Source organism: Paraburkholderia sp. MM5477-R1, from assembly GCF_050436385.1.
Lineage (GTDB): Bacteria > Pseudomonadota > Gammaproteobacteria > Burkholderiales > Burkholderiaceae > Paraburkholderia > Paraburkholderia tuberum.
The window spans coordinates 148,810-171,562 of the sequence record NZ_JBNDMC010000006.1; the positions used below are offsets into that span (position 1 = coordinate 148,810).

Below are 22,753 nucleotides of genomic sequence, written 5' to 3' on the forward strand. Positions count from 1 at the left end.
CCGCAAGCGGCAGTATAAGGCGTGAATCAATGGTTAGACAGGAATGTCAGGCCCGCCTTGACGATTCGTGCTGCTGACTGACTGGCTTTCCCGCGAACGAGATTTTCGCGAGCGTTCGATAACGAAACCGGACGGCGCGCGGTTTGCCCGCGCGCCGTTCACGTCATTGCCGCACGACCGGCGGCGGCTGCCAGCTGCCGTCGGTGGCTTGCGGCTTCGGCGCATACAGGCGTAGCACCAGTTGCATGTCCGCGCGCGGTGCGGGCAGCCAGTTACCGGTCCGGCTGCGCGTCGACGACACGACCACGTCGAGCGAACCATCGCGATTGCGGCGCGCGCCATTGCGATCGCCAACCGCGAGCCGCGCCGGCGCGTTCTCGCTCAGCGCGCCATCCTTCGTATACGCGGTGATCGTCCAGAAACCGCGCACCGGCGGCAGCTGGTTCGCCGTGAAGTGGATCACATAGCGATTCGCGCCGTTCAGCGTGTTGCCGTCGCTGTCCTGCGTGACGAACGCGCGTACTTCGTCGTCCTTCGTACCGAGGCCCAACTGTGTGCTTGCCGCATACGCGCGCAACCCATAGTCGGGACCGTAGTTGCCGACGGCATCGCCGAACCAGCTCCAGCCGTTCGCGCTCAGCAGATTCGACGGCGGCGTCGCGAGGCGATCGCGACCGTCGGCGAGACCGGCCGCGAGCGCATCGGATGACTTCGGCAGCTTCACAGGATCGCCCGGCGTCACGCCGAGGTCGGCGAGAAATTTGAGCGCGTGCGGATCGGCCGGTGTCGGCGGATTGTCAGGCAACGCGTCGGCGAGACGGCCGAAGAAGCCGCTCGCGTCGAGCGCGGCGACCTGCTGCGCCGGCGTGCCGCTCGGGCCCGCGACGCCGCTTGCGTAACCGCGCGGCGGCACCGCCGGCTCCGCGTCGCCGACGAACACGCTCAGCGGCTCCAGACGGATCGCGTGCTGCAGCTTGCGCACCGCGTTCAGATCGCGCGCGCCGTTCGACTGGATGCGCACGCTGATCCATGCGTTGCGCGTCGGCACTTCGACGCGCTTTGCGCCCTTCGGCAGCTCGCCCTTCCAGCCCGGTGCGACGAACGCGATCGTCTGCGCGCGCAAGCCCTTCGCGGTGCCCGTGCCCGCGGCGAACTGCGGCCCGGTCGACCACGCGACGTTGGTCCACATGTCGAGCACGCGCGCATCGACGTAACGGCCATGCGAATCAGGTAGCGCCAGGATCACCGGCTCGGCGGCAAGGTCGAGCCAGCCGGTCGAGTCGAGCGTGTCGAGGCTCGGCTGCGGCGGATTGGTCGCGCCGATCGGCGGCAGCGCCTGCGCGTGACGCAGCGTGTTGAAAGGCGCCTGACCCGGCTCGGTGCCGACCGCCGCATCGCGCGCGGCGCTCATCAGCACGAGCGGATAGCCGAATACGTAGGAGTCGGCGACTTCGTCCTTGATCCAGCCGGTGGGTTGTTGTGTCGCGGTGGGGGTCGACGCACAGCTGGCCAGCAGTGCCAGACCCGCGAGCGACGCGCAGGTTCGTTGAAGCAAAAACAGTTCTCGGAGATTTTTTATCATTCGTTCAGAGTGCGGAACGTGCAGTCCTATGGGGGATGCCGGTGTGCAGCGCCTGGTGCATGCGCGGTTCTCCCGAAACACTGCGCAGCGAGTCCGCGGATTGCGATTCCGACAACATCGCGTTGTATCGTATCCTTGCTAGCCAGGCAAGCACAAAGCAGGGAATTTTGGCTGACAGCGCGCAGGCGCGTCACCGATGTGACAATCGGCGTCGCTGTCACATTATGTTCCCGCGCCATGCTTTTTGGATTCGCGCATTCGTCGATCCGCCAGCTTGGCCGTTCGCCTCCACTCGTTCGTCGTCCTGCATTCGGAATACTTCAATGTACATGCCCGCCCATTTCGAAGAGAACCGTCCAGGGGTTCTTCATCGCCTGATCGCCGAGCACCCGTTCGGCGCGCTGATTACGCACGGCCCCAACGGGCTCGATGCGAATCATCTGCCGTTCGAGGCGCAGGCGGATGCGGCGGATTCGTCACGTCTGGTGCTGCGCGCGCACGTCGCGCGGGCGAACCCCGTCTGGCAGGAAGCCGCGACCCATCCCGAAGCGCTCGTGATCTTCCAGGGGCCGACCGCCTATATTTCCCCGAGTTGGTATCCGAGCAAACACGAAACGCACAAGCAGGTGCCGACCTACAACTATATGGTCGTGCATGCACATGGCAGGATCGTGGTGCATGACGATGAATCGTTCGTGCGCGGTCTCGTCGCGCGACTCACGCGCGAGATGGAAGCCGGCGAGCCGGTGCCATGGAAGATGGGCGACGCGCCCGCCGACTACATCGCGCAGATGCTCGGCGCGATCGTCGGTATGGAGATCGAGGTAACGCGGCTCGTCGGCAAATGGAAGCTCGGGCAGAACAAGGCGGCCGAAGACCGGCGCGGCGCCGCGCAAACGCTGCTCGCGCGCGACGGCGATCAACAGAAGGCGGTGGGACAGGCGATGCTCGATGCGCCGCCGGCGTTCTGACGGCGGCCGCATAATCCGGCCTTGACCTTCCCGTCATGGGAAGGTCGATACTGGATTCACGATGCGGCCCAATGCCGCCACGAGCCTCGCCTGCCATGACCGCACTTGCCAACCCGCAGCGCCCCGCCGACGCTGCCGCTTCTTCTTCGCCCACGCGCGTCGTCGAACTCGATATCGGCGGGATGACTTGCGCGTCGTGCGCGAGCCGCGTCGAGAAAGCACTGACCAGGCTGCCGGGAGTGGCGCGCGCGTCGGTGAATCTCGCGACCGAGCGCGCCCGCGTGGAAAGCGACGCGACGCTCGGGCCTCAGCAACTGGCCGATGCCGTGCGCAAGGCCGGATACGAAGCGACGCCGGTCGCGAACGCCGAGCTTGCCGCGCCAAGCGCGACGCAAACCGCGACAGCCGCCGCGACGCCGGGAACCATTGAACTGGAGATTGGCGGCATGACCTGCGCAGCCTGCGCGTTGCGCGTCGAAAAAGCGCTCGCGAAGGTGCCTGGGGTTGCGCGCGCGTCGGTCAATCTGGCGACCGAAACCGCCACCGCTCATCCGCAAGGCACCGCATCCGCCGATACCGGCGCGCTGATCGCCGCTGTGAGGAAAGCTGGCTACGAAGCGACGCTGAGCGCGCCGCCCGCTGCTGCCGCTCCAGCCGAGACAACGGCCACTATCGCCGCGTCCGGCGACGAAAGCGACATCCTCGACACGACCCACGCCCCCGGCGTCGACCGCAAGCGGATTCAAACCCGCCGCGACCTCGCGAGCGTCGTTGCGTCCGCGCTGCTGACGCTGCCGCTCGTCGCACCGATGTTCGGCGAATGGTTCGGCCTCCACGCGATGCTGCCAGCCTGGCTGCAATTCGTGCTCGCGTCGATCGTGCAGGTCGTATTCGGCGCGCGCTTCTATCGCGCAGCCTGGCGCGCGGTGCGCGCCGGCGCGGGCAACATGGACCTGCTGGTCGCGCTCGGCACATCGGCGGCGTACGGCATCAGCGTCTACGAACTCGCGATGCATCCGGCCGACACGATGCATCTGTACTTCGAGGCATCGGCAGTCGTGATCACGCTGGTGCGCTTCGGCAAGTGGCTCGAGGCGCGCGCCAAGCGCCAGACCACCGACGCGATCCGCGCGCTCAACGCGCTGCGCCCCGAGCGCGCGCGCCTCCGCGACGGCGCCGGCGAACGCGAGGTGCCGCTCGCGCAGGTGCGGGTCGGCACCGTCGTGATCGTGCGGCCGGGCGAGCGCGTACCGGTCGACGGCGCGGTGCTCGAAGGCCGCACGCATATCGACGAAGCGCTGATCACCGGCGAAAGCCTGCCGGTGCCGAAACAGACCGGCGACGCCGTCACGGCCGGCTCGATCAACGGCGAAGGCGCGCTCGTGGTGACGACCACCGCGATCGGCGCGGAGACGACACTGGCGCGCATCATCCGGCTCGTCGAAAGCGCGCAGGCCGAGAAGGCGCCGATCCAGCGGCTCGTCGACCGCGTCAGCGAAGTCTTCGTGCCGACGATTCTCGCGCTCGCGGCGCTGACGCTGATCGGCTGGCTGCTCGCCGCCGCGGGCGCGGAAACCGCGATCCTGAACGCGGTCGCGGTGTTGGTGATCGCCTGCCCGTGCGCGCTCGGCCTCGCGACGCCCGCCGCGATCATGGCCGGCACCGGCATCGCCGCGCGCCACGGCGTGCTGATCAAGGACGCGGAAGCGCTGGAAATCGCGCATCGCGTGTCGATTGTCGCGTTCGACAAAACCGGCACGCTGACGCTCGGCCAACCATCGGTAACGGCGTTCGAGCCGATCGGCGGCTTGAGCCGCGACCAAGCGCTCGCGCTCGCGGCGGCGGTGCAGCGGCATAGCGATCATCCGCTCGCGCGGGCGGTGATGCGCGCGCACGAGGCTCAACTCGGGCAAATGGCCGGCGAACACGAGGGCGGGCCAAGCGCCACCGCCGCTCGCGCCGTCGCCGGCCGGGGCGTCGAAGCCGACGTCGACGGCCGCACGCTCGCCCTCGGCAGCACGCGCTGGCTGCGCGAGCTCGACATCGCGCTGCCGAGCGCGCTTGCCGCGCGCGCGCGGGAACTCGAAGCGGCCGGCAACACGGTGTCGTGGCTGATGACGCGCGCGCCTCACGCCCCCGAAGCGCTCGCGCTGATCGCGTTCGGCGACACGGTGAAGCCGACCGCGCGCGCGGCCGTCGCGCGGCTCGCACAGATGGGCATCCGCAGCGTGCTCGTGACTGGCGACAACCGCGGCAGTGCGGCGAGCGTCGCGCGGGCGCTCGGCATCGACGAATTCCACGCCGAGGTGCTGCCCGACGACAAGGCCCGCGTGATCCGCGACCTGAAGATGCGCCACGCCGGCATCGTCGCGATGGCGGGCGACGGCATCAACGACGCGCCCGCGCTCGCCGCCGCCGACATCGGCATCGCGATGGCGAGCGGCACCGACGTCGCCATGCACGCCGCCGGCATCACGCTGATGCGCGGCGACCCGGCGCTCGTCGCCGACGCGATCGACATCTCCCGCAGAACCTGGCGCAAGATCCAGCAGAACCTGTTCTGGGCATTCGTCTACAACCTGATCGGCATTCCGCTGGCCGCGTTCGGCTTGCTGAATCCGATGCTCGCGGGCGCGGCGATGGCGTTTTCGAGCGTCAGCGTCGTCACCAATGCGTTGTTGTTGCGGACGTGGCGAAGCGCGCCCGGCCGAACCGTCGATCGGGTGCGCTGAGCAACGCAGCAACACCTTCCGCATTCCGCCTCGTCCTTCTTTCGGGGCCCGTCGTGGCCCCTTTCATCCCATACGGGCGGCTTTCAGTCGCCCTAAAGCCGCCGTCTCCCGAGCCGTAAACCAGTAAATCGATGCCGTTCGCGGCCATGCCCGACGCGCGCGTCGCCTGTCCCCTTTTCGCGCCTGCCCATGAACTCTCTCTTCTTGCGCCGCGCCAGCGTCGGCGCGCGGCTTGCCGTGCTCTCGTGCGTGCTGGTCGCGTTGATTTTCAGCACGTTCGCGTGGGCGCTCGCACGCGCCGTCGGCGACCAGGTACGCGACCAGGTGCTCGCCCGCATCGCCGAAAAAGACCGCTCGATCGCCGCGATGATCGAGCTGTTCGACAAGGCGCTGTCGGCCGAAGTCGATCGGTCGATGGCGCTGTTCGCGAGCTTCCTGCCCACCGACTTCTCGCTCGACGACACGCAAAAAGTCGATATCGGGAGCACCGCGACGCCGACTTTCAAGGCCGGCGGCAAGGTGCTGAATCTCGACTTCACGATTCCCGACCAGTTCCTCGAACGCAGCGGCGCGGTCGCGACCGTGTTTGCGCGCAGCGGCGACGACTTCGTGCGCGTGACCACCTCGCTGAAGAAGCAGGACGGCACCCGAGCGGTCGGCACGCTGCTCGACCGCAACGGGCCAGCGTATGCGCCGCTGCTCGCGAACCGCTCGTACACCGGCCTCGCCATGCTGTTCGGCAAGCGCATGATCACGCAGTACCGGCCGATCGCCGACGCGAGCGGCCGCGCGATCGGCGCGCTGTTCGTCGGCGTCGACGTGGACAAGGAGATCCAGTCGGTCCAGGACGGCATCCACGCGCTGAAGATCGGCGCGAGCGGCTATTACTTCGTGCTCGACGCGTCGAGCGGCGCGGAGCGCGGCAAGCTGCTCGTGCATCCGGCTGCCGCGGGCCAGAAAGCCGACGACGCCAACGCGCCGTATCAGCGCATGCTCGACATGAAGCAGGGCGAGCTCGACTACCGCTCGGCCGACGCGACGCTCGGCGAGAGCGACGCGGGCGACAAGTTCGTGTCGTTCGTCACGGTGCCGGAGTGGCAGTGGCTCGTCGGCGGCGTCGCGCCGCGCGACGAAGTGATGGCCGAGGTCGTGCGCACCCGCAACGCCTTCCTGCTGCTCGGCCTCGCGCTGGTCGGCCTGTTCGCGATCGTGTTCCTCGTCGCGGTGCGGCGGCTCGTCAGCCGTCCGCTCGACGAAGCCGCGCGTGCGTCGGAGCGTCTCGCCGCGGGCGATCTGAGCGTGCGCGTCGCGCAGCACGGCCGCGCGCGCGCCGACGAGATCGGCCGCCTGATGCTGGCGATCGACGGCATCGGCGAAGGCCTCGCGCGCATCGTCGCGCAGGTGCGCAACGCGTCGGCCGACATGTCGGCGGGCACCGAGAAGATCGCCACCGGCAGCGGCAACATCGCGATGCGCATCGCGACCCAGGCGAGCAGCCTCGAAGAGACCGCGGCGAGCATGGAGCAGATCACGTCGACCGTGCAGCAGAATGCCGATCACGCGACCGAAGCGAACACCCTCGTCACCCACGCCGCCGACGCCGCGCTCGAAGGCGGCCGCGCGGTCGAGCGCGTGGTGTCGACGATGGACGCGATCGGCCGCTCGTCGCAGAAGATCGCCGAGATCACGACGGTGATCGAGGGCATCGCCTTCCAGACCAACATCCTCGCGTTGAACGCGGCCGTCGAGGCGGCGCGCGCGGGCGAGCACGGCAAGGGCTTCGCGGTCGTCGCGTCGGAAGTGCGCGCGCTCGCGCAGCGCAGCGCGGCGGCGGTGAAGGAGATCGAGGGGGTGATCGCGGCGTCGAGCGCGAACGTCGACAGCGGTTTTCGCATCGCCGAAGAAGCGAGCGCGACGATGCAGGGAATCGTCACTCAGGTCGGTCAGGTCCGCGCGATCATGAGCGAGATCAATGTCGCGTCGCGCGAGCAGTCGGGCGGCATCGAGCAGGTCAACCTGGCGGTCACGCAGATCGGCGAGGCGACGCAGCAGAATGCGACGATCGTCGTCGATGCGGAAGCCGCGGCGGCCGAGTTGCGCGAGCAGGCTGCGCGGCTCGCGCAGCTGGTCAGCGTGTTCAAGCTCGAAGGCGAGCGCGGCTGACGGATCTGCTTAATGTGGACGGCGGCGGACGGCGGCCGCCGCGCTCAGAACTCGACGTCCAGTTCATCGATCTCCTCGACCTCCTGACGCGCGAGCGCGATCCACTCGCGCATTTCGGGCAGCGCCATGATGCGCTGCCCGTATTCGACCATATCCGGATCGAGTTGCACGTCATAGGTCACGAAACGCGTAACCACCGGTGCGTACATCGCGTCCGCGGCGCTCCGCTCGCCGAACAGGAACGGGCCGCCGTACTCCTTCAGACATTCACGCCAGATCGTCACGATCCGCTCGATATCCGATTGCGCGCGCGCCCATACCTTGAAGCCCGGGAAATGCGCCTTCAGGTTCATCGGCAGCGCCGAGCGCAACGACGCAAACCCCGAATGCATCTCGCCGCAGATAGCGCGGCAATGCGCGCGGGCGCGGATCTCGTGCGGCAACAGCGCGGCTTGCGGCTTCAGCTCGTGCAGATATTCGGCGATCGCCAGCGTGTCCCAGACCTTGACGCCGTCGTGCACGAGGCATGGCACCAGAATCGACGGCGACAGCAGCAGTAGTTCGGCGCGCGTCGCGGGGTCGTCGATCGGCACCACGATTTCTTCGAACGGCAAGCCGCTGAACTTTGTCAGCAGCCAGCCGCGCAGCGACCACGACGAATAATTCCTGCTGCTTATCGTGAGCGTAGTATTTCCCATACGTGTGTCCTCCAGATCGGGCATCGCGCCGCGCGTGCCTGCACCCATGCACGCCGCGGTGCGCGCGCGCACCAAAGCGCGGCAAGGCCGGCCCATTTCGCCTATGCACGCAAGTGATATGCCGACCCACGCAGATATGACGCGACACAGGGGCAACGCGCGCCAGCGCCTGGCGCACCACTTGCTTTTATTCGAGTTCCTGTCTTTCTGGCGCATTCGAGTGAAAGTATGAATCTGTTCGCCTATCCTGCCTATCAGGCCTGCGCCGACCTGCTGCTACCGCTGCGGCACGGCGCGGCGCTGGCGAACCGTTCGCTCGATGCATGGTCCGCATTCGCCGCTACGCCGCACGGACGCTCGCTGCGCGCGACGTGCGAACTTCTGATGCTCGGCGGACTCACGCCGAAACGGCCGCCGTTCGGCATCGATAGCGTCGTCACCGAAGGCGAGCCGGTCGCGGTGGTCGAGGAAGTCGTCGCGCGCACGCCGTTCTGCTCGCTGCTGCATTTTCGCAAGGACGCCGTGCTTTCAACGCCGCAGCCGCGCGTGCTGATGATCGCGCCAATGTCGGGCCACTTCGCGACGCTGCTGCGCGCAACCGTGCGCACGATGCTGACCGAGCACGACGTCTATATCACCGACTGGCACAACCCGCGCGACGTGCCGCTCGGCGAAGGCCGCTTCGGCTTCGACGAATTCGTGCGCCACGTGATCGACTTCACCGCGACGATCGGGTCCGGCACGCATCTGCTCGCGGTCTGTCAACCGACCGTCGCGGCGCTCGCCGCCGTCGCGCTGATGGCCGCCGAGGACCATCCCGCGCAGCCGGCCAGCATGACGCTGATGGCCGGCCCAATCGACACGCGCATCAATCCGACGCGCGTCAACGAACTGGCCAGGAGCCGGCCGATCGAGTGGTTCGAGCGTAATCTGATCAGCGCGGTGCCGTTCGGGTTTGCCGGCGCGCAGCGTCGCGTGTATCCGGGTTTCGTGCAGCTGGCCGCGTTCATGGCGATGAATCCGAGCCGCCACGCCGACTCGTTCGAAACGATGTACTACGAGCGCGGCAAGGGCGATCCGCAGAAAGCCGACACGATTCGCACGTTCTACGAAGAGTACTTCGCGACGATGGATCTGACCGCCGACTTCTATCTGGAGACCGTCGACACCGTGTTCCAGCAGCATGCGCTGCCGTTACGCGCGCTCGAAGTCGAGGGGCGGCTGGTGGAGCCGTCGAAGATTCGCCGCACCGCATTGCTGACCGTGGAAGGTGAAAAGGACGATATCTGCGCAGTCGGTCAGACGCTCGCCGCGCAGGACATGTGCGATCGTCTGCGGCCGTATCTGAAGACGCATCACGTGCAAACGGGCGTCGGCCACTACGGCGTGTTCAGCGGACGTCGCTGGGAGCGGGAGATTTATCCGCGCGTGCGGGCCGTGATTTACGACAATGAACCGCGCGCGGTGCTCGTCAGCTCGCGTGCGCGCCCGATCCAGCCGGTGCCCGCGGCGATTGCGGCGGAAGTCACGGCGGCCGCGCCGGTCGCGGCTGCGGTCGTCGAGGTTGAAGTGGATGCGCCCGTGGGCGGGAGCGGGAGCGGCAACAGTGACTCCGCGGCAAAAACGTCCGCGCAGTCCCCACGCAAGCCGCCGCCGGTGACACCCTGAGCGATCCGCTAATCAGTGGAAGCTGCTGAGGGCGAGTTCAGGCCGTTGGCCGGATCATCTGGAACATCTCGCCGATCTGCGCATAGTCGGCGCGATAACCCGCGCGCATGATCGGCTGCGCGGCGTGCGTGTCGAACAAGCCGTCCTTCAGATACGCGTCGTCGATATGCACGCCGACCACCTGGCCGAGCGACAGATAGTTGTCCATCGGCTTGCCGTCGACATCATGCAGACGCACGATCTGCAGCAGCTTGCATTCGAGCGCCGCCGGCGATTCGGCTACGTGTGGCACCGCCACGTTGCGGCCCGGCGCCGGCGTGAGCCCGGCCAATGCGAACTCGTCGACGTGCGGCGCGACCGGCGCCGACGAGCGGTTCATCTGCTCCGCGAGCGGCCGGGTGGCGAGATTCCAAACGAATTCGCCGGTCGCCTCGATGTTGGCGAGGCTGTCCTTGCGGCCCTCGCTGCTAAAACCGATGATCGGCGGAAAGGTCGCGAACGCGCCGAAAAAGCTGTATGGCGCGAGATTGAGCGTGCCTTCGGCATCGCGCGACGAAATCCAGCCGATCAGCCGCGGCGCGACGATCGCCTTGAAAGGATCGTGCGGGAGGCCGTGACCGGCGGCGGGGTCGTAGAAGTAGTGAGACATGAAGTGGCTTGGGGTTGGCTTGGAGTTGATTTAGGTTCGCTTGCGACGCGTGTGGCAGTTAGCGCGAAAAGCGGCGGAGTACCAGGCACGGAACGGCTATTTATACCGCACTAGCCGCGCCCGATCACGCGCTTGCGCCCTTCCTTTACCCGCGCGATGCGCGCTTCATCCCAGTCATGAAACCCCGCGCCGCTGCGCACGCCGACACGCCCCGCGTCGACCTGCGCGCGCAGCAGATCGATCACGTCCTCGTCTTTCGCGAGTTGCGGCATCAGATGCGACGCGATGTCGACGAACGTGTCGAGTCCGCCCATGTCCGCGCCCTCGAATGGTCCGACGATGCCCCAGCGACGTCCCAGCGAAGCTTTCATCACGCGATCGACGACCTCGGGCGTCGCTGCCCCCGAACGCACGATATGCAACGCCTCGCGCAGTACCGCGAACTGCAGCCGATTACCGACGAAGCCCGGAATCGCCTTCGCGAGAACGACCGGCTCCATGCCGATCGCGCTCATCAGTCCGGCGGTTTGCCGCACGACTTTGGGCGCGGTCTCGGTGCCCGGCACGACCTCGACGAGCGGAATCATGTGCGGCGGGTTCCAGAAATGCGCGATCACGAAGCGTTCTTTCGCGCGCAGCGGGGTGGCAAGCTGGTCGGGCGGGAAGCCGCTGGTGTTGCTCGCGAGGATCGCATCATCGGCGAGCAGGCTGGTCAGCGTCGCGTAGAGGCGGTGTTTGAGTTCGAGCACTTCGGGAATCGCCTCGATCACGAAGCGCGCTTGCCCGATCGCATCGAGTTGCGCATTGGTTTCGATGCGCGCGAGCGCCGCCTGTTTGGCAGCATCGTCGATACGGCCCGCGTCGATCAGTTCGTCGAGCACGGCTTGCGCTTTCGGCGCGACGCTCGCGAGTCGCGCCGGATCAACGTCGTGAACGATCGTCCGGTATCCATGCAACGCGGCCTGCGTCGCAATGCCGACGCCCATCAGTCCCGTGCCCACCACCCCTATCGCTACATCCTGTGTCGTCTTGTCCACACGCGCTCCCGCTGCCGTCGATGAAAGCCCCGAAGCATAGCGCAGCACGCGCAATACCACGGTCGGACTCGCACGCCCAAATGCGACGAAGCCGGCCTTCCCCTCGAGGGAAGACCGGCTTCGTGGACTCACGCCGCCTGTTGCGACGCGATCAGGCGCGCTTTAGTAGCGCGGGGGCGGGGTGCGGTGATCGTCGCCGCGGTGGTGCGGATCGTAGTCGTGCGGATGATGGCGCATCCACTCGTCGTGCTCCCAGTAGCGGTGGCCGTCCCAGTAACGATCGCCGTGCCAGCCGATGTTGATCGACACGCCCACCGGCATCATATGCGGTTGGCCGTACACGACTGGTGCCGGACCGTGTTCGACGATCACGCGGTCTTGCGCGAATGCGCTACCAGCCGCGACGAGTGCGCCGCCCGCGAGCAGCGTTGCGATCAGCGAGCGCGATGCCTTGCCAAAGTTTTTCATAATGACCTCCCGTCAAAGTTTTATTCCAGGCCAGCGTCCGTGTTTGCTCGGATCGTGCGATTCGCTTCGTTCGCTTCGCTTGTGAGCCGAACCAGACGCCGTACGCTTGAGACTCACTTTAGCGGCCCGAATCGCGTGAAGACGTTAGCACTTGTAAGCGAGCATTTCATAGATGTGGCCTGTTGATGGAAGCGCGGTGTCGCTTTCGCGCTTCATTCAACGAGGGTTTACGGGCAATGCTTTCATTCGACTCGCTGAATCAGCGTGAAAGCTGGTTACATTCATTTCGGCCCCGAAATAATTTGCAAGGAGTCGGACAGACACTGGAGGCCTGGCGCTGATACGTCTGTCTCGTCGCGCAATGGTGCATCGCGACAAGAGAGCCCCGAAAAACAAAAAGCCACGATCCGCATTTCGCGAATAGTGGCTCAATGAGAAGCGCACTCGAGGTGCGCGCCCCGGCGCGTTGTCGCGCGCTCGGGAGGTGCGGCTGGTTTTTAGTCCGTCAGCTTGATGCCGAACAGCGTGGCCTGCGCGCGGCGCAGACGCTCTGCTTCACGGGCACGCGCTGCGTACGAGTAGTCCGAATCCAGCGGCAGATGGGGCGACGCAAAGAGGTCGCTGACCTTTTGGAACAGTGCAAAGATGTAGCTCATGGCGACTCCCGGTTAGTGACTGCGTTGCTAGGGTTTTCCCTTAGTTGTGATTATAGGGGTTTTCCCTAGAGAAAAGCTAGTGCACTGCAGCAAATTTTCGCTGCGGCGGGTTGCCGCGATGTCATTGGGCCGGGAAGCGTTGCATCGCGACAACGTCCCCGATTTAGTGACTCGGCGGCCGCCGGTGCGAAGCGCGAGCGTGCCTCGCGCGCGTCGGCGTCGCGCTGGGCTGTAGGGGCGCTGCGGTGGGGGTCGTGGCGGCGGGCGCCGATGCGGCGTTCGCTGTCGCCGCATGCGCGTCGAGCAGGCTCACCATCGCCGCTTGCTGGTTCTGCATCATCTGTTCGATGCGGTGTTGCTGCGCCGTCGTCTCGCGCGTGAGGCGCATTAGCAGCAGCGTCTGCGCGATGCCGATCGCCACCGTCACCAGCAGCGCACCGACCACGATCGACAGCATCCATTTCACGCGCCGCGAATGATCGGTCGCGGCGCGGCGTTGATCGGCGATCACGCCATAGAGCGCATCGACCGTATCGGCGAACGCGGTGGCGCGCGCGCGGTCGAGTTCCGGCTCCGAGCGTAGCGCGGCGGCGGCCGCGTCGGTGCGGCGCGCGTCACGCGAGGAAGTGGCGAATCCGGCGTGGTTGTCTGCGGACGAGGACCGGGGTGTCGTCAACTGCGCGGTGGCGGAGAGCGTGTCGTCCTGTTTCGTGGTCACGGCCTCTGGCGAGGCGGATTGCGTACGCGTCGCGGGCTCGTCGGCGGACTGGCTCATGCTACTGCCGTCGGTCGCAGCGGACGTTGCAAGCGAAGCCGGGGCGGTAGCAACTGCGGCATCGCGCGATGCCGTCGCGGCTTTCGCGAACGTCGCGGCGAAACGCTGCTGTGGCTTGCCCGCGCCCGCCGTCGCAGCCGACTCCGCTTCGGCCGCCTGGCGCAACGCGGTCACGCTGCGCGCGACGGTCGCGGCGGCCATCGCCGAGCTGAGCGGCGCGGATGGCTCACGCGACGTTGCCGCGGGCTTGTCGTCGGTGTTTGCTGCGGCGTTCGGCGCTGAGCCGTCGGGGGCGCCGTTCGCGGGCTCGTTCGCGGGCTCGTTTGCGGGCTCGTTTGCGGGCTTGTTTGCAGACGCATCCGCAACCGCCATCACCGGCTCGACGTCAAACCCGCTCAACTGCCCGTTCACCGGCATCGGCGCATCCAGCTTCGCCGCACGCGGTGCGCGGCGCGCAGTTTTGTCGAGCGACCCGGGTTCATCGAATACGCCGACCGCCTGCAGCACCACGTCCGGCAGTTCGAAGCCGTGCAGCGTGCCTTGGCGGACGTCGATGTTCATCGCCTCGAGCGTCGCGCGGGTCGGATCGTCGGGGAACAGGTCGAGCGTGCTGTCGTCGCGCGCGACGCCGCTCAGTTGCGCGAGGCGTTGCGCCGAGCGCGCCGCGCGCGCCAGCTTGTTTTCGGTTTCGGTGGAGACGGCGCCCTGGCGCTGCTTCTTCGAAGCGACGCGCGGAGGCATGGACTGCGGGGATGCTGCGGAATCTGCCATAGAGGAAAAAGCGGTCGTCGCCAGGAACGGGGCGCCGGATGCCGCTTGTCATTGCCATTGGAATATTTAGAGCCAGCATTGTCGCATGGCGCTCCGCCCGTGCCGAAGCCATTCCCCGTCGATTTGCGCCCTTTCGCGCGCCTCGCGCCTTTCACGACCTCGCGTCGTCGCCCTGGAATTCCCGCACGCCCTGCCATTGCCGAAGCCGAGCGCAGGTCGACTCGCATTCCGCATTCGACACGCGATGCAGCGTGATGATCACTTCGTCGCACTCGTTCACATCGTCGCTTTGCTGCATCACGAATTACGCGGACACGATCATCATGAGCGCCGAGCCCACGCAGACCAACATGTGCGTGCGCAAGCCCGCCGCCCACGACAACCGCTCCCGCTCGTAGCCGATCACGCTGCCGAGCATCGCGGCCAGCACGAGACGGGAGATGAGTTCGAGATTACCGGGCATCGTTGTTCCTCCTTATCCGAAATGAGCGGCGGCGGCAGCTCAGTGCGCCTCGCGTTGCCCATCCCATGCGGCTCGTGCATCTGTCGCGCCTGATGCGTCTGTCGCGCCGCGTCGGCGTCGAGCATTTCGGATGCTTGACCCAAGCTGTCAGCGCGAGGCGTTTGCTTTATGCTAGGCCGCACACCGCAGCAGTCTCGGCGAGCCGAATCCTGAACCGCCGCCCTGAACGCTGCCTCGACACACTGCGCACGTTGCGCGCCCGAACCAACCGACGATGCCAAGCATGCCCCCTCCCCCTGCTTCGACGACCACCGCCGTGACCGCGCTGCGCGAGCACTTCGCGAACGTGGTGCTGCCGATGTGGCGCGGGCCCGGCTTCAATCACGCGTTGCAGCTGCCCTACGAAGCGCTCGACGCCACCGGAGGCGAGCCGCTACCCGCGCAACGCTATCGGGCGATGGCGTGCGCGCGGCAGCTGTTCACGTTTGCACAAGCGGGCGACATGGAACACGCGCGCGTGCTGTTCGATTCGCTGACCCGCACCTTTCGGGACGCCGATCACGGCGGATGGTTCTACAGCGTCGACGCGCTCGGCCTGCCGCTCGACACCACCAAGGACCTCTACACGCACGCGTTCGTCGTGTTCGCGTGCGCGGAATACGCGCGGCGCTCCGACAACCTCGATGCGCTCAAGCTCGTGCACAACACGACCGCGCTGATCCAGTCGAACTTCGCGGCCGACGGCGATCTGTTCAACGCCGCGCTCAACGTCGACTTTTCGAAGGTCACCGCCACGCCGTTGCAGAATCCGCTGATGCACCTGACCGAAGCGTGGCTCGCCGCCTGCGAGGCGACGCGCGACAACGTCTTCGGCGCCGCGTTGCGCCGCCTCGCTGGCGCGGTCGCGCGACACTTCGTGCATGCGCCGAGCGGCTGTATCGCCGAATTGCCGATCGGCGCGAGCGGCAACCGTCTGGAGCCGGGACATCAGTTCGAGTGGTACTGGCTGGTCAGGCAGGCGGGCGCGCTGTTCGACGGCACGGGGCTAACCGACGCGCTGGCGCGCGCCTTCACCTTCGCGCAGCAGCATGGCGTGAACCCGGACAACGGCGGCGTGTGCGCATCGCTCGACGAGGCTGGCAAGGTCAGCGACGCGACCCAGCGGATCTGGGCGCAGACGGAATATCTGCGCGCGCTCGCCAGTCACGACGATCCGGCCGTGCGCGCGGCGCTGCCGCAACAGATCGCACGTTTTCAGCGATGCTTTTTGCATGAACACGGCTGGTTCGAATGCAAGACATCGAGCGGCGAAATTGCACGTACGGACATGCCGTCAACGACGCCTTATCATCTGGCCACCGCCTACGCGGCGCTGCCTGTGGACGCCGAATTTCGAGCGGGAACTTAGCCGAATTTGGCCAGTGATAGATGAAGTTCCACGCTTGATCGCCTCAATAAAGTGCGGCACGCACGGACGAATGTCCGCCGCCGGGTCGCGAGAGAAATTTGATGTTGCTGGTAAACCCTGGCGCAAAAAAGTTCTCGTCAGACGTTCTCAAAGTGCGAAAAAACATCAAAACCGGGGAATACCCGGACGCAGGTTGATTGGCGTCTGTCATAAAGACGTGATACAACTCTCCCCTCGCGCTCGCTCTCGCATTGGAGCGATTGCGGTCGCGATGCAATACACAACATTTATTTGGATCAAAAATGGCAACAGGTACTGTTAAGTGGTTTAACGATGCAAAGGGCTTTGGCTTCATCACCCCGGACGACGGCGGCGAAGACCTGTTTGCACACTTCTCGGAAATCCAGTCTTCGGGCTTCAAGTCCTTGCAGGAAAACCAGAAAGTGTCGTTCGAAGTCAAGCAAGGCCCGAAGGGCAAGCAGGCTGCAAACATCCAGCCGGTCTAAGTTCCTTCCGGTACTTTGAGACAGACTTGGACGTCACGATAGGCGCCTCTACAGGCGCTTGCGTCTAATGCAAAATGGCTCGCTTTACGCGGGCCATTTTCTATTTCTGCGTCCGTTTTCAAGCGTCGCCGCTTTAAAGCGCATGCATTCCGGTTAATGCGAATTCTGCGTTTGCGACGGACATTGCTCCGCGCTGTTGCGTACGCAACACACTTTCAGAAATTTCGAACACGGAAACCGCCTGTTTCAATTGCTCGGTTTGCTGATGTAGCGAAGCCGCCGCCGCCGCGGCCTGCTCGACGAGCGCCGCGTTCTGCTGCGTCATCTCGTCCATCTGCACGACCGCCTGATTCACCTGCTCGATGCCGGTGCTCTGCTCGAGCGACGACGCGCTGATTTCGGCCATCATCTGCGTGACGCGCGAGATCGACGCCGACACATGACTCATCGCTTCGCCGGCGCGCTCGACGAGCGTCGAGCCGCCCTGAATCTCCGCGACCGATTCGCTGATCAGCGTCTTGATTTCCTTCGCCGACTGCGCGCTGCGTTGCGCGAGGCCGCGCACTTCGCCGGCTACGACCGCGAAGCCGCGGCCCTGCTCGCCCGCGCGCGCCGCCTCGACAGCGGCATTCAGCGCGAGGATGTTGGTTTGGAATGCGATGCCGTCGATCACCGAGATGATCTCGGCGATCTTGTCCGAGCTCTGCGCGATGCCGCGCATCTTGTCGACCACCTGATTGACGACTTCACTGCCGCGCGACGTCGCGTCAAGCGCGGTCTCGGCGAGCGCATTGGCTTCGCGCGCATGATCGGCGTTCTGGCGCACGGTCGCTGTGAGTTCCTCCATGCTCGATGCCGTTTCCTCGAGCGATGCCGCCTGGTTTTCGGTGCGCGCCGACAGATCGGCGTTGCCGGTCGCGATTTCGTTGGCGCCAAGATGGATCGAGTCGGCCGACTCGCGCACGCTCTTGACGGTGCGTGCGACGCTTGCCTGCATCGTCGCGAGGCCCGAGAACAGACGGCCGATTTCGTTGCTGCCGCGTGCGGCGATCGGTTGATCGAGACGGCCTTGGGCGATGCGCTCGAAGTGGCGGCCCGCTTCCTCGAGCGGTGCCACGACGCCGCGGCGCAGCGCCGTATAGACGGCGAGCGTGCCGGCGACGAGCACGAGCAAAATCGCCACGCTGACGATGCGAAACGCCGCCACGCGCGCATCGATCGAATCGAGCGACGCGCGGCTCGCGGCGTCGCCGAATTGCCCAAAGTTGTGCACTTCCGCCAGATAGGCGTCCTGAAACGACTGCGTCGGCTGATCGAGGAAGGCCTGGATGTTGTTCGAGTCGAGATACTGCGCGAGCTCCGCGAGCGCGCCATGCAGCGTCTTGTAGCGTTCGGCGAGCGCGGCGGCGCGCGCGCTGTTTTCGTCGCTGGTCTTCTGCGCGCTCATGAAGGCCGCGAAAGACTGATCGGCGGCGGCGAGCTGTTCGCGAGCGTGCTGCACGATGTCCGTGGGCTCGGTGCCCCCGCGCACCATGCGCGTGCCGGCACGCGACAGGTTGATGCGCGCGTCCATCAGGCGCTGCGTCGTCTGATTGACCGCGTCGACCTGCTTCAGCGCGATGTTCGACAGATCGCCGACGTCGTCGTGCGTGCGTGTCAGCGACCAGAAGCCCAACCCTACCGTGACGAGCTGGAAGACGCAGAACGCGGCCAGAACACATAGCAGGCCGGATGCGACCTTGATCTTGCTGAACATCGTGGACACCTGGGAACAAAGGATAACGGAGGTACACCAGGGTTAACGGCAGGCCGATTGGCGGCTTGAGGCCAATTCCGGCAAAAAGCGCTCTACGTGCAGGTTTCATCGTCGATCGTCGCGATTGCGGTTGTTTTGCGCAACAATGCGCCGCTCATCGCGAGGAATCACCTTGCGCAGCGCAGCGGCACTTCCTAGAGTGGGTAGGGACCGCATGGCACGCGCCGCGCGGATGTTTTGTTGCACCGATGCACTACCCAGACCCCTGCACGAAGGAACCACGATGACCGACCTACTCGACCGGGCGCGCGGCGCACTGCACGCCCAGCCGTTCAGCATGCTGCTAGGCGCGGAGCTGATGCACGCCGGCAGCGACGAGCTCACCCTATGTCTGCCGATTCGGGATGAACTGCGGCAGCAGCATGGCTTCGTACATGGCGGCGTCATCAGCTATCTCGCCGACAATGCGTTGACGTTCGCTGGCGCGCTGTCGCTGGGTCCGAGAGTCGTGACCGGTGAGTACAAGATCAATTATCTGCGCCCGGCAGTGAAGGGCACGCTGATCGCGCGCGCCAGTGTGGTCTATGCGGGCAGGCATCAGGCGACCTGCCAGTGCAGCGTGTTCGTGATGGAGGGGAATCGCGAGAAGCTAGTGGCGGTTGCGCAGGGGACCGTGAATCGGATTGGAGAGGACGGGGAGCAAGAGGCGGGGGCTTAAAGCCGGGACGCCATGAAAAAAGCCGCTCCTGCGCAAAACAGGAACGGCCTTTCATTTCACAGCGATATGACGGAAAGAGAAAGCGCGTTACTCCGCCGCGTAAGTCTTCTGCGTCTGCTCGCCCAGCCCTTCGATACCCAGACGCACCGTCTGCCCCGCCTTCAGAAACACCGGGTTCGGCTTCACACCCATGCCCACGCCGGGCGGCGTGCCGGTCGAGATAACGTCGCCCGGCTGCAGGCTCATGCACTGCGACACATACGACACCAGCTTCGCGACACTGAAGATCATCGTCTTCGTGCTGCCGTTCTGGTAGCGATGGCCGTCCACTTCGAGCCACAGGCTCAGGTTCTGGGGATCGGCGACTTCGTCGCGCGTGACGACCCACGGGCCGATCGGGCCGAACGTGTCGAAGCCCTTGCCCTTGTCCCACGTGCCGCCGCGCTCGATTTGCCATTCGCGCTCCGACACGTCGTTGACGACGCAGTAGCCGGCCACATGCTCGAGCGCGTTTGCTTCGTCGACATACTTCGCCGCCTTGCCGATCACGACGCCGAGTTCCACTTCCCAGTCGGTCTTCTTCGAACCGCGCGGGATTTCGATGTCGTCGTTCGGGCCGCTGATCGCGCTCGTCCACTTGTTGAAGATGACCGGTTCCGCCGGTTACCGGCAGATTCGATTCCGCCGCGTGATCCGCATAGTTCAGGCCGATGCAGATGAACTTGCCGATCTTGCCGACGCACGGTCCAACGCGCGGATTACCTTCGACGACCGGGAGCGTTGCCGGATCGAGCGCGCGCAGTTTCGCGAGACTTTCATCGCCGAGCCCAGCGCCGTCGATATCGCCCACCACCTTCGACAAATCGCGAATCTTGCCTTGCGCGTCGAGCAGGCCCGGCTTTTCCTGGCCTTTCGGCCCATAACGAAGCAGTTTCATCGTTGCACTTCCCTTTACGTTCAGTAGTGTTCGGTTCGTCAGTCAATCAGAATCAGTTCGACCATCCGCCGTCGATTACATGGAGTTGGCCCGTCGTGAACGACGACTCGTCGGACGCGAGATACAGCGCGAGCGCGGCGATCTCCTCCGGCTTGCCGATGCGGCCCATCGGCTGACGCGCGACGAAGGCGGCCTGCACCGCATCGAGCGACGCGCCCTGCGCCTGAGCCTGCGCGGCGATTCGCTGTTCGAGCGACGGCGAGGACACCGTGCCCGGGCAAATCGCGTTACAGCGTACACCACGCGTGACGAAATCCGCAGCGACGGACTTCGTCAGCCCGACCACCGCGGCCTTCGACGCGCCGTACGCGAAGCGATTCGGCACGCCCTTCACGCTCGACGCCGCCGACGACATGTTGATGATCGAGCCGCCGCCCTTCTCCAGCATGGCCGGCAAGAACGCGCGAATCATACGGTACATGGCCTTCGCGTTGAGGTCGAACGCGAAATCCCAGTCCTCCTCGCTGCATTCGAGGATATTGCCCGAGTGTACGAAGCCCGCGCAGTTGAACAGCACGTCGATCGTGCCGACTTCCGCGGCGAGCGCCTTGATCGCCGCGCCATCGAGCACGTCGAGCTGGCGCGCCTCGAGCGGCTTGCCGGCGAGTCCGTCGATGCGGATATCGGTGGCGATCACGCGCGCGCCTTCGCGCGCGAATAGTTCGGCGGTGGCGAGACCGATACCTTGTCCCGCCGCGGTGATCAGGGCCGTTTTGCCGGCCAGTCTTTGTGTCATCTACGACTCCAGTTGAATGGGCTGCTAACGAAATCAAAGCCGATAAAACGCGGCGGCGTTCTCGCCGAACACGGCGTCGCGCTCGGCGTCGCTCAACGACGCGACGAGCGTGGTCGCCACCGAATGCCAGAGCAGATAGTCGCCGTTCAATTCGAGCACCGGCCAGTCGCTGCCCCACATCAGCCGCGCGGGACCGAAAGTGTTCAGCAGATGCTCGACGTAGGGCCGCAGCGTGTCCTCGGTCCAGCCGGGCGAGGCCTCGGTCGCGAGACCCGACAGCTTGCAATGCACCTGCGGCAGCGCGGCGAGCCGCGTGATCGCGTCGCGCCATACCTTGTAGCCCGCCTGGCCGTAGCGGATCGGCGGCTTCGCGCCATGATCGACCACCATGCGCAGCGCCGGAAAACGCTGCGCGAAGATCTCGACGTATTGCACGTGACGCGCGTAGATCAGCGCATCGAACGCGAGATCGTGCGCGATCAGCGCCTCGATCGCCGGCGCGAGATCGGGGTTGGCGATCCAGCCGTCGTCGGGCAGATCCTGAAGCATCGGCCGCACGCCCTTGAACTTCGGCTCGCGCGCGAGCACCTCGATCAGATCGGGCGCGTTCGGCAACAACAGCGGCACCCAGCCGACCACGCCCGCGATCGACGGCTCGTGCCGCGCGATGTCGAGCAGGTAGCGGGTTTCGTCGAGCGTCGGCGCGGCCTGCACGACCATGGTCCGCTCGATGCCGGCCTGTTCGCGCAACGGCTTCAGATCATCAGGCCCGAACGGCCGGTAGAGGATTTTCAGCTCCGGCGTCAGCCACTCGTAGTCACCCCGCGCGGGGTCCCAGTAGTGCTGGTGAGCGTCGATCGGCATGGTCGGGTCAGTCCTCGGGCGCGGGCGCACGGGGGTCGAGCAGGCCCGCGTCGCGCAATGCGGACCACAAGGCCGCGGGGATCGGCAGCTCGAACGACGCGACGTTCTCGCGCAATTCGTCGGCGCTACGCGCGCCGGTCAGCACGGTGGCGACCGCCGGGTGCGCATACGGAAACTGCAACGCGGCGGCGGCGAGCGGCACGTCATGCGCGCGGCATACCGCCTCCAGACGCGCGACGCGCTCGATCACCTCGGGCGGCGCGGCGCCGTAATTGAACTTCAGATCGCCTTCGACGCCCCGCGCCAGAATGCCCGAATTGAACGCGCCGCCGAGCAGGATGCTGACGCCGCGCGCCTCGCAGGCGGGCAGCAGGTCGTCGAGGGTGGTCTGCTCGAGCAGCGTATAACGGCCCGCGAGCAACGCGCAATCGATATCGCACTCGGCCATCGCGTCGAGGATCACCGCGCCCTCGTTGACGCCGAGGCCGAGCGCCTTGATTGCGCCCGTCGAGCGCAGGCGCTCGAGCGCACGGAAGCCGCCCCCTTCGGTCAGTTGCCGCCAGTAGTGCGGATGCTGGTCGCCGTGCGTGACGCGACCGATGTCATGCACGAGCAGGACGTCGATATCGATGATGCCGAGGCGCTGCTGGCTGTCCTCGAACGAACGCAGAATGCCGTCGTGCGTGTAGTCGTAGATCGCTTCGAACGGCAGCGGATTCTGCCAGCCTTCGCGGTCGTCGAATGGCGACGTGCGCGGCACGAAGCGGCGGCCGACCTTGGTCGACAGCACATACTCGCCGCGCGGATAGTGGCGCAGCGCGGCGCCGAGCCGATGCTCGGCCTTGGTGTTGCCGTAGTGCGGCGCGGTGTCGAAGTAGCGCACACCCGCGTCCCAGGCGGCGGCGATCGTCGCTTGGGCCTCCTCGTCGGACAGGTCGCGGTACAGGCCGCCGAGCGGCGCCGTGCCGAGCCCCAGTCCGCTCACCTGCAACGAGCCGCGGCCGATACGGCGCCGCTGCCCGATTTTCGATACGATCGATGCCGACATGAGCGTGTCTCCAGATTGGTGGTCTTTTTACCATGCGGCGGCGAGGTGCGGCGGTCACACTCCGCGCACCGCTTGGGAAGTGCATTC

19 protein-coding genes and 2 pseudogenes are annotated in these 22,753 nt (G+C 65.9%); 7 read left to right on the forward strand and 14 right to left on the reverse strand.

Translation table 11 applies throughout. From position 1 onward, the window contains the following. Nucleotides 1–163 precede the first annotated feature (163 nt). Nucleotides 164–1,582 carry a DUF1254 domain-containing protein gene (locus OKW35_RS18970; RefSeq protein WP_429552857.1) on the reverse strand — a complete coding sequence of 473 codons (1,419 nt, stop codon included), beginning with the start codon at nt 1,580–1,582 and terminating at the stop codon, nt 164–166. 323 nt (nt 1,583–1,905) lie between these two features. On the opposite strand from OKW35_RS18970, the gene OKW35_RS18975 reads away from it, so the two are divergent. The 3 genes from OKW35_RS18975 to OKW35_RS18985 all read left to right on the forward strand — a co-directional run bounded on the left by OKW35_RS18975 (nt 1,906) and on the right by OKW35_RS18985 (nt 7,448). Further along, a complete protein-coding gene (locus OKW35_RS18975; protein WP_090808258.1) occupies nt 1,906–2,553 on the forward strand; it encodes an FMN-binding negative transcriptional regulator in 648 nt (215 codons plus the stop codon). A 95-nt stretch (nt 2,554–2,648) separates the two neighbouring features. Beyond that, nucleotides 2,649–5,285, forward strand: coding sequence for a heavy metal translocating P-type ATPase (locus OKW35_RS18980; RefSeq protein ID WP_429552858.1), 2,637 nt, complete (start codon nt 2,649–2,651; stop codon nt 5,283–5,285). 189 nt (nt 5,286–5,474) lie between these two features. After that, nucleotides 5,475–7,448, forward strand: coding sequence for a methyl-accepting chemotaxis protein (locus OKW35_RS18985; RefSeq protein WP_429552859.1), 1,974 nt, complete (start codon nt 5,475–5,477; stop codon nt 7,446–7,448). Between the two features lie 44 nt (nt 7,449–7,492). Here the strand turns inward: OKW35_RS18985 and OKW35_RS18990 are convergent, their stop codons facing one another. Further along, the gene (locus OKW35_RS18990) at nt 7,493–8,146 is read right to left on the reverse strand and encodes a glutathione S-transferase family protein (RefSeq protein ID WP_429552860.1); all 654 of its coding nucleotides are present in this window, start codon (nt 8,144–8,146) and stop codon (nt 7,493–7,495) included. Between the two features lie 228 nt (nt 8,147–8,374). Here OKW35_RS18990 and OKW35_RS18995 point away from each other — a divergent pair, with 228 nt between their 5' ends. Further along, entirely contained in the window at nt 8,375–9,814 is a 1,440-nt protein-coding gene (locus OKW35_RS18995) for a polyhydroxyalkanoate depolymerase (RefSeq protein WP_429552861.1), read from the forward strand. A gap of 37 nt (nt 9,815–9,851) precedes the next feature. Here the strand turns inward: OKW35_RS18995 and OKW35_RS19000 are convergent, their stop codons facing one another. The 7 genes and pseudogenes from OKW35_RS19000 to OKW35_RS19030 all read right to left on the reverse strand — a co-directional run. Then, entirely contained in the window at nt 9,852–10,463 is a 612-nt protein-coding gene (locus OKW35_RS19000) for a flavin reductase family protein (protein ID WP_184037964.1), read from the reverse strand. Between the two features lie 110 nt (nt 10,464–10,573). Next, nucleotides 10,574–11,449 carry a 3-hydroxyacyl-CoA dehydrogenase family protein gene (locus OKW35_RS19005; RefSeq protein WP_429553807.1) on the reverse strand — a complete coding sequence of 292 codons (876 nt, stop codon included), beginning with the start codon at nt 11,447–11,449 and terminating at the stop codon, nt 10,574–10,576. A gap of 213 nt (nt 11,450–11,662) precedes the next feature. Then, on the reverse strand, nt 11,663–11,968 hold the full coding sequence (locus OKW35_RS19010; protein ID WP_090808246.1) for a hypothetical protein: 306 nt from the start codon (nt 11,966–11,968) through the stop codon (nt 11,663–11,665). A gap of 497 nt (nt 11,969–12,465) precedes the next feature. Beyond that, the gene (locus tag OKW35_RS19015) at nt 12,466–12,624 is read right to left on the reverse strand and encodes a hypothetical protein (RefSeq protein WP_018424094.1); all 159 of its coding nucleotides are present in this window, start codon (nt 12,622–12,624) and stop codon (nt 12,466–12,468) included. A gap of 163 nt (nt 12,625–12,787) precedes the next feature. Further along, nucleotides 12,788–14,170, reverse strand: coding sequence for a hypothetical protein (locus OKW35_RS19020; RefSeq protein WP_429552862.1), 1,383 nt, complete (start codon nt 14,168–14,170; stop codon nt 12,788–12,790). A 151-nt stretch (nt 14,171–14,321) separates the two neighbouring features. After that, a complete protein-coding gene (locus OKW35_RS19025) occupies nt 14,322–14,471 on the reverse strand; it encodes a hypothetical protein (RefSeq protein ID WP_429493230.1) in 150 nt (49 codons plus the stop codon). 6 nt (nt 14,472–14,477) lie between these two features. Then, nucleotides 14,478–14,633 (reverse strand): annotated as a pseudogene (locus OKW35_RS19030) (MgtC/SapB family protein); the annotation flags it as partial. A 274-nt stretch (nt 14,634–14,907) separates the two neighbouring features. Between OKW35_RS19030 and OKW35_RS19035 the strand changes: the two are divergent. Both OKW35_RS19035 and OKW35_RS19040 read left to right on the forward strand, forming a co-directional pair. Further along, the gene (locus OKW35_RS19035) at nt 14,908–16,041 is read left to right on the forward strand and encodes an AGE family epimerase/isomerase (RefSeq protein ID WP_429552863.1); all 1,134 of its coding nucleotides are present in this window, start codon (nt 14,908–14,910) and stop codon (nt 16,039–16,041) included. A 302-nt stretch (nt 16,042–16,343) separates the two neighbouring features. Next, on the forward strand, nt 16,344–16,547 hold the full coding sequence (locus tag OKW35_RS19040) for a cold-shock protein (protein WP_018424088.1): 204 nt from the start codon (nt 16,344–16,346) through the stop codon (nt 16,545–16,547). Between the two features lie 133 nt (nt 16,548–16,680). On the opposite strand, the gene OKW35_RS19045 is transcribed toward OKW35_RS19040, so the two are convergent. Then, complete coding sequence (locus OKW35_RS19045) at nt 16,681–18,303, reverse strand: methyl-accepting chemotaxis protein (protein WP_184057594.1); 1,623 nt, start codon at nt 18,301–18,303, stop codon at nt 16,681–16,683. 283 nt (nt 18,304–18,586) lie between these two features. On the opposite strand from OKW35_RS19045, the gene OKW35_RS19050 reads away from it, so the two are divergent. Beyond that, nucleotides 18,587–19,021, forward strand: a complete 435-nt coding sequence (locus OKW35_RS19050) for a PaaI family thioesterase (RefSeq protein WP_184037950.1) — start codon at nt 18,587–18,589, stop codon at nt 19,019–19,021. Between the two features lie 87 nt (nt 19,022–19,108). On the opposite strand, the pseudogene OKW35_RS19055 reads toward OKW35_RS19050, so the two are convergent. The 4 genes and pseudogenes from OKW35_RS19055 to OKW35_RS19070 form a co-directional block, all read right to left on the reverse strand. After that, a pseudogene (locus OKW35_RS19055) lies at nt 19,109–19,958 on the reverse strand (ureidoglycolate lyase). A gap of 52 nt (nt 19,959–20,010) precedes the next feature. After that, entirely contained in the window at nt 20,011–20,754 is a 744-nt protein-coding gene (locus tag OKW35_RS19060) for an SDR family oxidoreductase (RefSeq protein ID WP_429552864.1), read from the reverse strand. A gap of 33 nt (nt 20,755–20,787) precedes the next feature. Further along, nucleotides 20,788–21,618: an amidohydrolase family protein gene (locus tag OKW35_RS19065; protein ID WP_429552865.1), complete on the reverse strand. Its 831-nt coding sequence runs from the start codon at nt 21,616–21,618 to the stop codon at nt 20,788–20,790. Between the two features lie 7 nt (nt 21,619–21,625). Then, nucleotides 21,626–22,666, reverse strand: a complete 1,041-nt coding sequence (locus OKW35_RS19070; RefSeq protein ID WP_429333105.1) for an aldo/keto reductase — start codon at nt 22,664–22,666, stop codon at nt 21,626–21,628. Nucleotides 22,667–22,753: the final 87 nt, after the last annotated feature.

What these genes read in the sequence shown, in the direction of transcription:
- OKW35_RS19010 (WP_090808246.1), bottom strand. Translation starts at nt 11,968, where the DNA reads ATGAAAAACTTTGGCAAGGCATCGCGCTCGCTGATCGCAACGCTGCTC.
- OKW35_RS19005 (WP_429553807.1), bottom strand. Translation starts at nt 11,449, where the DNA reads ATGGGCGTCGGCATTGCGACGCAGGCCGCGTTGCATGGATACCGGACG.
- OKW35_RS18995 (WP_429552861.1), top strand. Translation starts at nt 8,375, where the DNA reads ATGAATCTGTTCGCCTATCCTGCCTATCAGGCCTGCGCCGACCTGCTG.
- OKW35_RS18970 (WP_429552857.1), bottom strand. Translation starts at nt 1,582, where the DNA reads ATGATAAAAAATCTCCGAGAACTGTTTTTGCTTCAACGAACCTGCGCG.
- OKW35_RS19065 (WP_429552865.1), bottom strand. Translation starts at nt 21,618, where the DNA reads ATGCCGATCGACGCTCACCAGCACTACTGGGACCCCGCGCGGGGTGAC.
- OKW35_RS19045 (WP_184057594.1), bottom strand. Translation starts at nt 18,303, where the DNA reads ATGTTCAGCAAGATCAAGGTCGCATCCGGCCTGCTATGTGTTCTGGCC.
- OKW35_RS18980 (WP_429552858.1), top strand. Translation starts at nt 2,649, where the DNA reads ATGACCGCACTTGCCAACCCGCAGCGCCCCGCCGACGCTGCCGCTTCT.
- OKW35_RS19035 (WP_429552863.1), top strand. Translation starts at nt 14,908, where the DNA reads ATGCCAAGCATGCCCCCTCCCCCTGCTTCGACGACCACCGCCGTGACC.
- OKW35_RS19070 (WP_429333105.1), bottom strand. Translation starts at nt 22,666, where the DNA reads ATGTCGGCATCGATCGTATCGAAAATCGGGCAGCGGCGCCGTATCGGC.
- OKW35_RS19050 (WP_184037950.1), top strand. Translation starts at nt 18,587, where the DNA reads ATGACCGACCTACTCGACCGGGCGCGCGGCGCACTGCACGCCCAGCCG.
- OKW35_RS19060 (WP_429552864.1), bottom strand. Translation starts at nt 20,754, where the DNA reads ATGACACAAAGACTGGCCGGCAAAACGGCCCTGATCACCGCGGCGGGA.
- OKW35_RS19000 (WP_184037964.1), bottom strand. Translation starts at nt 10,463, where the DNA reads ATGTCTCACTACTTCTACGACCCCGCCGCCGGTCACGGCCTCCCGCAC.
- OKW35_RS19015 (WP_018424094.1), bottom strand. Translation starts at nt 12,624, where the DNA reads ATGAGCTACATCTTTGCACTGTTCCAAAAGGTCAGCGACCTCTTTGCG.
- OKW35_RS19040 (WP_018424088.1), top strand. Translation starts at nt 16,344, where the DNA reads ATGGCAACAGGTACTGTTAAGTGGTTTAACGATGCAAAGGGCTTTGGC.
- OKW35_RS18975 (WP_090808258.1), top strand. Translation starts at nt 1,906, where the DNA reads ATGTACATGCCCGCCCATTTCGAAGAGAACCGTCCAGGGGTTCTTCAT.
- OKW35_RS19020 (WP_429552862.1), bottom strand. Translation starts at nt 14,170, where the DNA reads ATGGCAGATTCCGCAGCATCCCCGCAGTCCATGCCTCCGCGCGTCGCT.
- OKW35_RS18985 (WP_429552859.1), top strand. Translation starts at nt 5,475, where the DNA reads ATGAACTCTCTCTTCTTGCGCCGCGCCAGCGTCGGCGCGCGGCTTGCC.
- OKW35_RS18990 (WP_429552860.1), bottom strand. Translation starts at nt 8,146, where the DNA reads ATGGGAAATACTACGCTCACGATAAGCAGCAGGAATTATTCGTCGTGG.